General features: G+C 58.2%; 11 protein-coding genes and 1 pseudogene. 3 read left to right on the top strand and 9 right to left on the bottom strand.

Annotation, left to right across the window (positions count from 1 at the left end; translation table 11 throughout):
* Positions 1 to 103: 103 nt before the first annotated feature.
* Positions 104 to 538: a glyoxalase/bleomycin resistance/dioxygenase family protein gene (locus WFM45_RS07755; RefSeq protein WP_021504557.1), complete on the bottom strand. Its 435-nt coding sequence runs from the start codon at positions 536 to 538 to the stop codon at positions 104 to 106.
* A gap of 18 nt (positions 539 to 556) precedes the next feature.
* Positions 557 to 1,426 carry an AraC family transcriptional regulator gene (locus tag WFM45_RS07750; protein ID WP_318161156.1) on the bottom strand — a complete coding sequence of 290 codons (870 nt, stop codon included), beginning with the start codon at positions 1,424 to 1,426 and terminating at the stop codon, positions 557 to 559.
* Positions 1,427 to 1,604: 178 nt separating this feature from the next.
* On the opposite strand from WFM45_RS07750, the gene WFM45_RS07745 reads away from it, so the two are divergent.
* Both WFM45_RS07745 and WFM45_RS07740 read left to right on the top strand, forming a co-directional pair.
* Positions 1,605 to 2,522: a DMT family transporter gene (locus tag WFM45_RS07745; protein WP_076740236.1), complete on the top strand. Its 918-nt coding sequence runs from the start codon at positions 1,605 to 1,607 to the stop codon at positions 2,520 to 2,522.
* A gap of 54 nt (positions 2,523 to 2,576) precedes the next feature.
* A complete protein-coding gene (locus WFM45_RS07740; RefSeq protein WP_103085563.1) occupies positions 2,577 to 3,473 on the top strand; it encodes a PhzF family phenazine biosynthesis protein in 897 nt (298 codons plus the stop codon).
* A gap of 150 nt (positions 3,474 to 3,623) precedes the next feature.
* Here WFM45_RS07740 and WFM45_RS07735 read toward each other — a convergent pair whose 3' ends face one another.
* The 7 genes and pseudogenes from WFM45_RS07735 to WFM45_RS07705 form a co-directional block, all read right to left on the bottom strand.
* A complete protein-coding gene (locus WFM45_RS07735; RefSeq protein ID WP_085336926.1) occupies positions 3,624 to 3,923 on the bottom strand; it encodes a hypothetical protein in 300 nt (99 codons plus the stop codon).
* A gap of 154 nt (positions 3,924 to 4,077) precedes the next feature.
* A complete protein-coding gene (locus tag WFM45_RS07730) occupies positions 4,078 to 4,266 on the bottom strand; it encodes a hypothetical protein (RefSeq protein ID WP_250602306.1) in 189 nt (62 codons plus the stop codon).
* Positions 4,267 to 4,488: 222 nt separating this feature from the next.
* Complete coding sequence (locus WFM45_RS07725; RefSeq protein WP_085336927.1) at positions 4,489 to 5,178, bottom strand: hypothetical protein; 690 nt, start codon at positions 5,176 to 5,178, stop codon at positions 4,489 to 4,491.
* Positions 5,178 to 6,377, bottom strand: a pseudogene (locus WFM45_RS07720) (RHS repeat domain-containing protein); the annotation flags it as partial. The gene WFM45_RS07725 and the pseudogene WFM45_RS07720, both read right to left, overlap by 1 nt.
* Positions 6,378 to 6,732: 355 nt before the next feature.
* A complete protein-coding gene (locus tag WFM45_RS07715) occupies positions 6,733 to 7,065 on the bottom strand; it encodes a barstar family protein (RefSeq protein ID WP_171403597.1) in 333 nt (110 codons plus the stop codon).
* Positions 7,062 to 11,288 (bottom strand): RHS repeat-associated core domain-containing protein, encoded by a 4,227-nt coding sequence (locus WFM45_RS07710; protein ID WP_336954999.1) that lies wholly within the window; start codon positions 11,286 to 11,288, stop codon positions 7,062 to 7,064. The genes WFM45_RS07715 and WFM45_RS07710 overlap by 4 nt, the downstream gene beginning before the upstream one ends.
* 31 nt (positions 11,289 to 11,319) lie before the next feature.
* Positions 11,320 to 11,751: a DcrB-related protein gene (locus tag WFM45_RS07705; protein ID WP_004940742.1), complete on the bottom strand. Its 432-nt coding sequence runs from the start codon at positions 11,749 to 11,751 to the stop codon at positions 11,320 to 11,322.
* A 234-nt stretch (positions 11,752 to 11,985) separates the two neighbouring features.
* Here WFM45_RS07705 and WFM45_RS07700 point away from each other — a divergent pair, with 234 nt between their 5' ends.
* Positions 11,986 to 12,990, top strand: coding sequence for an alpha/beta fold hydrolase (locus WFM45_RS07700; protein ID WP_049240153.1), 1,005 nt, complete (start codon positions 11,986 to 11,988; stop codon positions 12,988 to 12,990).
* The last annotated feature ends 3 nt before the right edge of the window (positions 12,991 to 12,993 follow it).

The following is a 12,993-nucleotide window of genomic DNA, read 5'->3' as shown; positions in this document are numbered from 1 at the left end:
CACTCGGGGATTTGATGGGTCTATAGCGCAGATCGCTTTAAGCTAATGCGTATTTATTCTTAAGCCGCCCGCCGCAGGGAAACGGCGGCGAACGGCGTGGCGTTTAACGCAGCCAAGGCGTATAGGTGACGCCAACCAGCAACCCTTCCGGGCTGAGCAAACGGGTAACGCTTTGCCCCCACGGCTCTTCACGATTGGCGACAAGCAGCCGATAACCGCGATCGACCAGCCCCTGGGTGGCGGCCGCCATGTCGGCCACGTCGAACTCGATCCATGCCTGCGGCACCGCGAGATCCGCCGGCCAGCGATCGTCGCCAAAGCAGGACTGCGCCGCCTGCGCCAGCGGCCACAGGGCGAAGTGTTTCACCCCGTCCAGCGCGCCCTGCTCGGCCAGCAGATAGGTTTCGTTGCCCGGCATCGGCTTGAGCGGCAACCCCAGCGCCTCGACATAAAACGCCTTGCTCTCGTCGCTCTCACGCGTGATCGGCCCGAATCCGGCGACGAACAACACGCCCAGCCCGGCAAATGGTTGATCCATGCTTGCACTCCCTTCCGGTTAGCGCCCCTGCCGCACCTGCAGCGGAGCAAATCCATAGGCCGCCTTGAAGCGGTTGCTGAAATGGCTGGCGGAGCTGAAGCCGCACGCCAGCGCGATCTCGGTGATCGGCTGTTGGCTATGCCGCAATAGCTGTTCCGCCCGCTGCAGCCGCGCGCGCATCACAAACTGGTGCGGCGCCAGGCCGGTCGAATGTTTGAACATGCGGGCAAAATGGTATTCGCTCAACCCGGCCTGCGCCGCCAGATCGGCCAACAACAAAGGCCGATCCAGGTGGCTTGCGATATATTCCCGCACCCGCCTGGCTACCGCGGGAGCAAGGCCGCCGCGCGCCGCCGGCAGCTTCCACTGCAGCTGGCTGTAGCGCTGGATCAGGTGCGACATCAGCAGGTTCGAGGCGCTGCTGAGCGCCAGCAGGTTGGCGCTGTCCCGCCAGTCGCAGTTGAGCAAAAACTGGCGATACAGCAGCGTGATCTGCGGATCTTCGCCGAAGCTGCGCGGCTCCACGTTGATCGCCGCCGGGCTGCGATCCCAGGTTTGCTCCGCCAACTGCCGCAGATGGTCATCGGTGCAGTACAGATGCACGAACGACAGATCGCTGCGCACATCCCAGGTGGAAGCGTACTGGCGCGGCATGATGCAGAAGCGATCCGGCCCGCCGCCGTTGCGCCAGCCGCCCGGCACCTGCTGGTAGCACTCATAGCCGTCGGCGACGTACAGGCTCAGGGTATGGTGGTCGGCGCTTTCCTGCGTGACGCGATCGTTGCAGTTAGACCAGGCCGCCAGCTCCACGCCGGTGCCCAGCAGCACGCTGCCGTGCAGCCGCGCCTTGTGCTCTCGCAGTGTTTCAAACGCCTGATAGTTGGACATCGCCGGCCCCGTTGTTCGACATGCTGACAGTGTAAAGAGTGGCGCCGCGGCATGCCAGCGGCCGCCCCGCGCTTTTGGCAAAAAAAGCGCAAGAATATGCAACTGGGCGCAAAGCGCTGCAAGCGCCGCCGCGCGCCAAAGCGGATACTGCGCCATCGGTTTTTTCGGAGTGAATAGAATGAATGCGCTGTTGTACCTCGCCGTGGTGCTGATTTGGGGCACCACCTGGATAGCGATTACCCTGCAACAGGAAGGCCCGGTGGCCATTCCCGTGTCGATCGCTTACCGCTTCGCCATTTCCGCCGCGGTGATGTTCGCCGTGCTGTTGCTAACGCGCCGCCTGCGCCGCATCGCCCCGCGCGATCATCTGTTCTGCGTGCTGCAGGGCTGCTGCGTGTTCGGTTTCAACTTCTTCTGCTTTTACCATGCGGCGGCTTATATCAGCAGCGGGCTGGAATCGGTGATCTTCTCGATGGCGGTGCTGTTCAACGCCCTCAACAGCCTGCTGTTCTTCCGCCAGCGCCCCAGCCCCAACCTGCTGCCGGCGGCGCTGCTGGGGTTGACCGGCATCGTGGCGCTGTTCTGGCAAGATCTGGCCGCCACCCGCATGGCGCCGGAGCTGCTTAAAGGCATCGGCCTGAGCGCGCTCGGCACCTACGGCTTCTCGCTGGGCAATATGATCAGCGCGCGCCATCAGCGCCGCGGGCTGGATATTTTTTCCACCAATACCTATGCCATGACCTACGGCGCGCTGTTGATGGCGTTGATCGCCCTGGCGCAGGGCGCATCGTTCCAGATGGAATACAGCAGCCGCTATATCGGATCCCTGTTGTATCTGGCGATCTTCGGATCGGTGATCGCCTTCGCCGCCTACTTCAGCCTGCTCGGCCGCATCGGCGCCGGCGCGGCGGCCTACAGCACCCTACTGTTCCCGCTGGTGGCGCTGACCATCTCAACGATCTACGAAGGCTACCAGTGGCACTTCAACGCCGTGCTGGGCCTGTGCCTGATTTTGCTGGGCAACCTGGTGATGTTCGCCAAGCCGGGGCTGAAGTGGCGACGGGCGGGTATCTCAAAACAAAACTCAACCCTTTGAAGCCATTGGCGAATATCGTTATTATCAGGTTTTGTTGATAACGGATGATGGCCAATGCTCAGAAGTGATGATGTGACACCCCGCGCCTACCAACAGGTGGACGTTTTCACCGCCACGCCACTGCAGGGCAATCCCGTGGCGGTGGTGCTGGAAGCCGAAGGGCTGAACGACGCGCAGATGCTGGCATTGGCCCGTTGGACCAACCTGTCGGAAACCACCTTCGTGCTTAAACCGACGCACCCGGCGGCGGATTATAAGGTGCGCATTTTCACCACCGAAAAAGAGCTGCCCTTCGCCGGCCACCCGACGCTGGGCACCGCCCACGCCTTGCTGAAAGCCGGATTGACGCCTAAACGCCCTGGAACGATGATGCAGGAATGCGGCGTCGGTCTGGTGGCGGTCAATATCCTGCCGGAAGGCACATTGGCGTTCGCCGCGCCCGAAGTTGAGTTCCGCCCAATGGCGGCTGAGGAAACAGAACGGCTGATGGCCGCTTTACGGCCTGCGGTGATTGAAGGAGGCCCCCTACCGGTGATTGCCGATATGGGCATTCGCTGGCTAATGGTGCGCCTGCCGGACGCGCAGTCCTGCCTGGCGGTAACGCCGGATCAGGCCACGATTAAACAGCTGCAAACCGCCTGTGATGTGGATGGCGTAGTGATTTATGGCGCCTGCTCCGCAACCGAACCCGCCGATTACGAAATGCGCGCGTTTATGGTGGAATGCGGTGTTTTGATTGAAGATCCGGTAACCGGCAGCGCCAATGCCTGCCTGGCGCGCTTGCTGCAAGCCAGCCGCTTCCCCGACGGCGGCCGGACCGCACAGGGTTACCAGGTGCGCCAGGGCACCCAACTGAAGCGAGATGGCCGCGTGAGCGTGCGCTTTGTTGACGGCGAGCCCTGGATCGGCGGGCAGTGCCGCACCCTGATTAATGGCACGGTGGGTATTTAGTTTGGGGAATAACGGGTTGGAGGGGGGGGGTTTTATCTGCCCCTTCGGCTTGCCCTAATGAGGCTCAGTAATTATCTCTCGCTGAAAGAAGTTCAGCTAGCGCCTGGTTCTGTAGTAGTTAGCACTATCCAGTACCAACACTATCAATAATCAGGTTCGAAGAAGAAAAACATCCGCTACTTTTTTGGGACCTTCGTAAATTTCGAATTTATCATGCTGAACTATACGCTCTTTAGGTGCAGATTCCATAAGAAAATCTACAGTTCCCAACGAAAACGTCTTGCCATTTTCAGACTTGGACTCCTCTAGCTCAAAAACAACGCTCCAGGCATTATTTTGCCACTCCTTGTCCTCAGGAAATCGAGATACTGCATAATACTTTCCTGCTGGAGGGACTGTTTTTCTCCCGCCCATATGTTCAGGAGTCCAATCAACCTTTACGAGACTCATAACACACTCTCCATTAGATACTCAACACTCGCGCTTAGCTTTAATTCCTTTGCTCCAAGTAACCTTGGCGTGATTATTCAAATAAACGACTTCAGCATATATCGCTGGTCCTATTCCAACTAGCCCCATCTTTCATCCATATAACTTTCTATAGTTAAAACATTGCCTTGCAATAAAGATAAAACCCATGATGTTTCATAGTTATTTCAGAGGATTCTTTTAAAGAATTTATTATTGGCAAACACAAAAAACCGACCCTCGCCCCAGTAACATTCAATTGAATAACATCTCCAAAAGTAACTACTAAACTCATTACATTAAAACCCTCTTCGTTCCATTTCATAGGATACCATTTGGGTACATCCTTACAATAAAACCCAATCTTTAAATCTGAAAAATGCCCAATGAGAAATTATCAACCTCAATATTTTTAATATTAAACTCATTATTAAACATGAATTTGATACTTTCTTTCCCTATAGCATTTTCAAACCACACATCAGCGCCTCACGAACAGTTATAGTGCCCACAAAAACCTCCTGATATAAATCCCAGCATAATCACCCTATCTCTGCGAGCGAGTTTCAAACTTTAATATTTGCTTTTCAAATACCATTGGATAATGATGGGATGTTTTTTCAATGAGTTTATCAACATCTTCCCCTGTAAATCTTGTAACTCCACTCAATAAGTGAGAATTATTATATTCATTCACCCCTGTTAGAATGAAATATCTCTCTGATGTCAGAGTTTCGCCAAAGTGTAATTTACAAGAAATACTACACTCATCATTATACGATTTTATCAACCCTAACAGTGAATCACTATCACAAATTAAACCCTCCTGCAAGAATAAATAAACCCCACCGCCACTATATATTGCTTTATAAATTCTCTCCACAGTTAGAAGGCCTACATCATCACTAACCTCAACCATATCAATAAAATAGTTTCTATTATTAACAATAACATCTTCTTTTTCAGTTACATTTTTCTTCAGTTCCATTAAACCGTTTTTACCCACAGCTCTTTTTATACTTTTTATTTTGTCACTTACGTTATCCACATAATAGTCATCATCAAGGAATACAATCCTTTTAACCTTAAAGCTATTTATTGTTGCCCATAACTTTTTTATGTATAGCTCATATTCGTCGCTTGAGAACACATTAATTAGAGAAAGATCCGTGTCTTTTACTGAGACACCAATTTTTTTTAAACTAGCTTTTGCATCAGTAATCAGCTTTGTTCTCATTAGAAGCACCTATCACCTTTGTATTTATTTGTATTCCTTGGTCGGCCTTTCTCATAAGAGAAATGCTCGCCTTTAGTACCATGATAATGTGGTTTCTCAAAAGTGTCATTGTCCGTGAAAACATGCCCTTGATGATGCACTTTTACACGACCAACCTCAGAATTATTTCTCATAATCCGTTCCTCATGCAAAATACCTGAGTTAAGTTTTGAGTTTTCAGATTGGGTTATATCCTCGACTACTTGGACTTGGTATGTTTGCGATGTAGGGATACCTTGCGAACGCATAGCCTCCCTTCTTGCTGCTCGAGACGTCTCAAGCGTTTTATCCCCTGGAAGTTGGTCTCTTCTGGTACTCAACCCCAGCGGATCCACCCACATCAGCGGGTTCGGCGCATACTGATACAGGTTCAACCCGCCGCGCAGCCCTATCGGATCCTGCGTGGTGAAACGCCCCACCTCGGGTTCGTAGTAGCGGAACAGGTTGTAGTGCAGGCCGCTTTCGTCGTCCTGATATTGCCCGGCGTAGCGCAGCGGCTGCTGGTATTGCGCGCCCTGCCGCTTCGCCGCGCCGGCCACCGTCTGGCCCTGCAGCTTGCCGAAGGTGTCGTATTGCCCGGACCAGCACAGGTTGCCCGCTGCGTCGGTCACCTCCAGCGGCGCGCTGTTCAGATCGGTGTGATACCAGTAAATATCCGCCGAGCGGCTGTCGCCCGCCTGCTCCAGCGCCGCCAGCGGGCTCCACGGGCTGGCCGGATCGTAGCTCCAGCTGCGGCGGCTGCCGTCGTCGCGCTGCTCCTGCAGCAACCGGTAGCCCTGCCACAGGAAACGGGTCGTCTGTTCGGTTTTGCCCCTGTAGCGCACCGTTTTGCGGCTGCGGCGGCCCAGCGCGTCGTAATGGTACTGCGCCTCGAACTCACCCTGCGGGCCGCGGCCGTGCGCCTGCACCAGCCGGTTGTCGGCGTCGTAGCGGTAGTGCTGCTCGTACAGGCCGTTGCGCCGGCTGATCAGGTTGCCCCAGGCGTCGTAACGGTAAAACAGTTTTTGCCAGTGCCTCAGGCGGTTATCGGCGATCGGCGCCAGCGGCAGGTGCGCGTCGATGTCGTTCTGCGGGCTGCGCTCGCCCAGCAGGTTATCCGCCAGATCGTACACCAGCCGCGCGCCCGGTTTGCCCTGATTGGGTTCGCGGTGTTGCAGCAGGCTGCATGCTCTACAATAAATACTTGGAATATTAACCTTCTATGATTCTTTATTTTTAAAGAGCTGAAGATTATCTATTCACATTTTAATCTTTTCATATAAATTAGGTATTGTCTGAAAGCAGACCATTATAAAGCAGTTACTCATTAGTCACCGATAGACAACACTCAGCACAAAAAAACCTTGACTTAGTGAATTTACCGCTTCCAATGAAAACCCAAAAAATGAGTGTGCGGTTGCGGCTAAACAGAGCATCGCAATGGTCTGACATGCCAACCCATCTCTAAAAATGCTCTATTTAAATTATTAAAAAAGCGTCCCTTAATTCAAAGTCGAGCACCTTTTTAGTACATTTTCACTTAACCAAAAGTAATAGAATCAATGCTTCGTCACCAAACGAGATAGCCCCCCTATTGACAGCCTCTACCGCCAATAAAAAATTATATCTAATATCGTCAGGCAGCGAATTTATTCCATTGATTTTCATCAACAAATACTCATCCTTATCTAAGTGTATGCTAGTCATCCCATCATCAGGAAATCTAAGGCTATTTAAACAGTCAACAAAAGCGTTGAAGTTATTCCCATAAAAATCTGGGAAACCAAAAATCCTATTCATTTCATAATGAAATTCATCATCCGTATTTATTTCTGAAAAATCAACAACTACTCGTTTAAACTTCATCATTTCCACCCTGAAAGATCTATTTCTATAAAGGAATCGTAATGATCATGACTGTAGTAAGCTTTCCCTGTCGCTTTATCAACAACAATACGTCTTGTACCTCGATTACCAACACCAGGGGTCTTAACTGTCCATTCTCTATATGGCCCACTACCTGTATCTAGTCGTTGGCTATTCGGTGATATACGATAACTATTTTCAAATTCAATACCATCCCTTGCATAAGCAGGCCTATTCAATTTGATATTGTCTACTGTTTTATGTAACTCCTTCATTTCTTTAGGAGTCATATCGTGTCCCCATTTATCCTTTATAGCAGCGTGAGCCTGCTTCGGATTCTTAGCAGAATGGCTACATGTCAACCCCAGCGGATCCACCCACATCAGCGGGTTCGGCGCATACTGATACAGGTTCAACCCGCCGCGCAGCCCTATCGGATCCTGCGTGGTGAAACGCCCCACCTCGGGTTCGTAGTAGCGGAACAGGTTGTAGTGCAGGCCGCTTTCGTCGTCCTGATATTGCCCGGCGTAGCGCAGCGGCTGCTGGTATTGCGCGCCCTGCCGCTTCGCCGCGCCGGCCACCGTCTGGCCCTGCAGCTTGCCGAAGGTGTCGTATTGCCCGGACCAGCACAGGTTGCCCGCTGCGTCGGTCACCTCCAGCGGCGCGCTGTTCAGATCGGTGTGATACCAGTAAATATCCGCCGAGCGGCTGTCGCCCGCCTGCTCCAGCGCCGCCAGCGGGCTCCACGGGCTGGCCGGATCGTAGCTCCAGCTGCGGCGGCTGCCGTCGTCGCGCTGCTCCTGCAGCAACCGGTAACCCTGCCACAGGAAACGGGTCGTCTGTTCGGTTTTGCCCCTGTAGCGCACCGTTTTGCGGCTGCGGCGGCCCAGCGCGTCGTAATGGTACTGCGCCTCGAACTCGCCCTGCGGGCCGCGGCCGTGCGCCTGCACCAGCCGGTTGTCGGCGTCGTAGCGGTAGTGCTGTTCGTACAGGCCGTTGCGCCGGCTGATCAGGTTGCCCCAGGCGTCGTAACGGTAAAACAGTTTTTGCCAGTGCGTCAGGCGGTTGTCGGCGATCGGCGCCAGCGGCAGGTGCGCGTCGATGTCGCTCTGCGGGCTGCGTTCGCCCAGCAGGTTATCCGCCAGATCGTACACCAGCCGTGCGCCCGGTTTGCCCTGATTGGGTTCGCGGTGTTGCAGCAGGCGGCCTTCGGCGTCGTAACCATAGTGCACTTCGCCGCGCAGCGCGTCGCTCACCCCGGCCAGCTCGCCGCGGCCGGTGTAGCGATAGGCGCGCCACAGCACGCCGTCTTCCGGCCGGGTCAGTTTATCGTGGCCGAAGGCGCTGCTCTGCCAGCTGCGGCGGCCCATGGCGTCGTAACGCCGCTGCTGCTGCAGCGCGCCCTGGCTGCGGCCGGTTTCCCGGTGCAGGCGATCGCGGGTGAACTCGCTCACCACCTGCTGGTTGAATTTGATGGCGCTGGCGTGGCCGGAGCCGTAATACAGCCACTGCAGGCGATCGCCCTGCGGCAGCGTCAGCGCCTGCAGGTTGGCCAGCGCATCCCACTGGTATTGCAGCTCGCCGTTCACGCCCTGCTCGCCGAGCAGCCGCCCGGCGGCGTCATAGCGCATCTGCACGCTGTCCGGCTCGATGCCCAGCGCCGCGCCGCTCGCCGTCGGCAGGCGGTTCAGCTCGCGCAGCCGCCCCATGGCGTCGAAACGGTAATGCCATTCCGCGCTGGCGTTGCCGCGCCAGACCATCTGCCCCGCCTCGTCGAAGCGGAAGCGCTGTTCGCGCTGCGTCAGCTCACCTGCGCTGCCCGGCAGGCCGACCTCGCGGTGCGCCTCCAGCAGCCCGGCCGCGCCGTAGCGATAATCGTGGCGGGTGTCGTCCGGGCGCTCTTCGGTCAGCACGCGGCCCACCGCATCGTAGCTGAAGCGGTATTCGCCGCCGTTGCCGTTCTCCAGCCGCGTCAGCCAGCCCTGCGGGCTGTAGTGATAGCGCCGGGTGCGGTTGATGCGATCGGTGATGCTGACCGGCAGCCCCAGGGCGTTGTACTGCCAGCGGGTCAGGCTGCCCAACGCGTCCTGATGCTCGGCCAGCTGGCCGTGCGCATTCCAGTTAAAGCGCTCTTCGCCGCCGTCCGGGTGGATCAGGGTGTGCAGGCGCCCGCCGTTATCCCATCGGTAATGCGTCTGATGGCCTTCGGCATCGGTCTGCGTCGTCAGCTGCCCCAGCGCATCGTAGGTATAAGCCGTCACGCTGCCGGAACAGTCGGTGTAGCGCGTCAGCTGGCCGCGAGCGTCCCACTCCAGCTTCACTTCCCCGCCCAGCGCGTCGATCACACTAGCGGGCAGGCTCTCTTCGTCATCAGGATAGCGGTACAGCGTGGCGTTGCCCAGCGCATCGACATAGCGCGTCGGGCGCCCCAGCGTGTCCCAATGCTGCGCCTCACTGCTGCCGTCCGGGTAGGCGACGGCGAACAGCCGGCCGCTGTTGCGCGAATATTGATAGCGCGTCACGCGGCCGAGCGGATCGGTCTCCGACAGCAGGCGGCCGTAGGGATCCCATTCGCTCTGGCGCTGCGCGCCGCCGGGCAGCAGCACGCTGCACAGCTCGCCGCGTTGGTAGATGAAACCGTAGCGGCGCTGGTCGAAATCGGTGTACTGCGCCACGTTGTCGTCGTCATCCAGCCGCCACTCCGCCCGTTTGCCGTCGCCGCGCACCGCGCTGCGGCGCCCGCCGGCGAAGTCATAGCCGAACTCAAGGGATTCCCCGGCGCTGTTGCGGTAGGCCGTCACGCGCGGCACGCCGTCGATCTCTTGCCATTGGTATTCGTTCAGCAGCCCGGCGGCGTCCTGGTGGCTGATCATCAGGCCGTCGCGCCAGCCAAAGCGCCGCGTCACCTCACCGGCGCGGTTGCTCACCGTCGTCAGTTGGCCCTGCTCATCGTAACCGTAGCGCGCCAGCGTTCGTTCACCGTCGGCGGTTTGCAGCGCCACTTCACGCAGGCGGCCCTGCGCATAGCGGCACATCAGGCGCTGCCCGGCGCTGTCCACCAGTTCGCTCAGCAGTCCCTCATCGTCGTAGAACAGCGAGGTGGCGTTGCCGATGGCGTCGGTGATCATGCTCAGCCGGCTCGGCTGGTCGCCCGCCAGCGGCGGGTAGTGGAAAATCTGTTCGCCGACGTCAAACAGCTGCCAGCTGCCGTCGTCGTTGTGCATCAGCCAGCATTTTTCGGCTTCGCAGTAGGTTTTGTGGCCGCGCGGCACCATAGGGAAAGCGACGAAGTCGCCGGAAGGCGCACGCCACACCAGGCCGTCCTGATACGGCTGCAGGCTGCTCTCCCAGAACAGGTTCCAGCCGCGGCCCAGTACGCCGTCGCCGGGGTTGCCGCTGCGCCAATAGCGCTGCCAGGCGACCGGCAGGCGCGAAGGCAGCACGAAATCGAGATCGTCTTCGCCGTCGAGGAATTTCTGGCCGCTGACGATATCCACCGGCCGGGCGATAATGCCGACCGCGGCGGTGGCGGTCATCAGGGTGCCGGCGCGGCAGGCGATGCGCGCCAGTTTGTTGATGCCGGGCAGCTTGCCCAGCAGTTTGCCGAGCGCCCCCAGCTTGCCGGCAGCGCCGCCCACGCCGCCCACCAGGCCGGCGAACAGCAGCGTCAGGTCAGAGACCTTGTACAGCCAATCCGGCACTTCGGGCTTGATCGGCAAGGTGGTGACGGTGCCGCCGCCGATAAACACGTTGGGCGAGCCTTCCATCACCTGCGCGTCGCAGTTGGTTTTGTCCCCCACGCGCGAGGCGGGCTGGCCGTTGATGCTGACCTTGTCGGAGCCCTGCGCCATCTGCATGCTCGGGCCGTCGTCGCTGCAGGCCACCTGGCTGTTGGTGGCGAGCGCGGCGGGTTTGCCGTTGATGAAGACGTTGGGGGAGCCGGTGACGATATTGCCTTTGGGGGTCAGGCTACCGGCACCGGCGTCGGCAATGCCGTCGCGCGCCGCGGTGGCCGCCTCCCCGGTGAGATACCCCACCGCCAGGCTGGCGCCGATAAGCAGCACGCCGACGCCGATACAGGAAGCCGCCAGGCCGGCGACGAACAGCGCCCCCGCAGCCACCGCGCCTGCGGCGGCGATCAGGCCGCCGACAAGGGTGCCGGCAATCATGCCGGCCAGGGCATGGGAATGCCCGATGGTATCGCCGACGCGAGCCGCTTCGGTCATCGTAAGTTCCTTTTACGCAAAGAGTTCATCGTTAGGCCGCCCGGTAACTGCTCAGCACCTGCTGCAGCAGCGCGTCGTCTTGCGGCGTCAGCTTGCGCGCCATCGCCAGAGTGAATACCAGCACCCGGCCTTCCGCCAGCGCAAACACCGCCTGGTTCTGCCAGATGCGTTTGCCGTCGCGCAGGTAGCTGGCGCGCACCCACTCACCGGCGGCCAGCCCATCGCCCAGCGTCGCCGGTTCGCGGCTTTTGAACGCCCAGCCTTTCAGCCCCTGCGCCAGCGCATCGAGCTGGCGGGTGACGTAGCCTTCCAGGCTCTCCGCCGGCTGCAGCGCATCGCGGGAAATATTGACTGAGGGGGAAACATCATCGCCGGCCAACAGGACGTTGACCGTGCGATCGGCATAGCCTTCCGGCAAAGCGACGCTGCCTTCGCTGAAAGCGCAGCGGGATAAAGCGGACATGCGAGGATCCTTTTGCATAAATAATGCTTAAGCATCGCATAACTTAGCCTTGAAATAAAACCATCAGATACGGCGAATGTTGCGCGGCGTGACCGCGTTCACTGTGCAAAAGAGCGGTGCCGGAATCTGGCCGGGAATCAAACCGTCATATTACAGAATTATCTGAATCCACCGGCGCGCCGCCGCGCCGATTATGGCTATACTCGGCTTTCGTCCGTTTTTCAGGAGATCAGGATGCTGAGATTCACCCGTAGCGCGCTGCTGTGCGCCGCGCTGGCCGCGTTCGCCGCCGGCGCCGCCGAAACGCCGACGTTCGGCCCGGAGCTGCAGGGCTTTCACTACCCCTACCCGTTGCAGCAGTTCAGCTTCACCTCGCAGGGGCAGCCGTTAAAAATGGGCTATATGGACGTGCCGCCGGAAGGCGCCGCCAACGGCCGCACCGCGCTGTTGCTGCACGGTAAAAACTTCTGCGCCGCCACCTGGCAGGACACCATCAAGGCGCTGAGCAAGGCCGGTTACCGCGTCATCGCGCCCGATCAAATCGGCTTTTGCTCCTCCACCAAGCCGGCGCATTACCAGTACAGCTTCCAACAGCTGGCGCAAAATACCCACGGCCTGCTGCAGAATCTGAACATCAGCAAGGCCATCGTCATCGGCCACTCCACCGGCGGCATGCTGGCCACGCGCTACAGCCTGATGTACCCGCAGGCGGTGGAACGGCTGGTGATGGTCAACCCGATCGGCCTTGAGGACTGGAAGGCGAAAGGCGTGCCGTGGCGCAGCATCGATCAGTGGTTCGCGCGCGAGCTGAACACCTCCGCTGAGAGCATCCGCAATTATGAGCAGCACACTTACTACGGCGGCCGCTGGAAGCCGGAGTACGATCGCTGGGTGGACATGCTGGCCGGGCTGAACAACGGGCCGGGCCATCGCCTGGTGGCGTGGAACTCGGCGCTGATCTACGACATGATCTTCACCCAGCCGGTGTATTACGAGTTCAAGGATCTGCAAACGCCCACCACGCTGATGATCGGCACCGCCGACACCACCGCCATCGGCAGCGATATCGCCCCGCCGGCGGTCAAAGCCGCGATCGGGCATTATGACGTGTTAGGCAAACAGGCGGCGAAACTGATCCCGCACGCCACGCTGATCGAGTTCGCCGGGCTCGGCCATGCGCCGCAGATGGAGGAGCCGGAGCGTTTCCATCAGGCGCTGCTCAAGGCGCTGCAACCCTGAGCG

Origin of the sequence: Serratia sp. KG1D (assembly GCF_037150675.1) — a bacterium.
Taxonomy (GTDB): Bacteria; Pseudomonadota; Gammaproteobacteria; order Enterobacterales; family Enterobacteriaceae; genus Serratia; species Serratia nematodiphila.
This window is presented reverse-complemented; position numbering and strand designations above follow the sequence as displayed.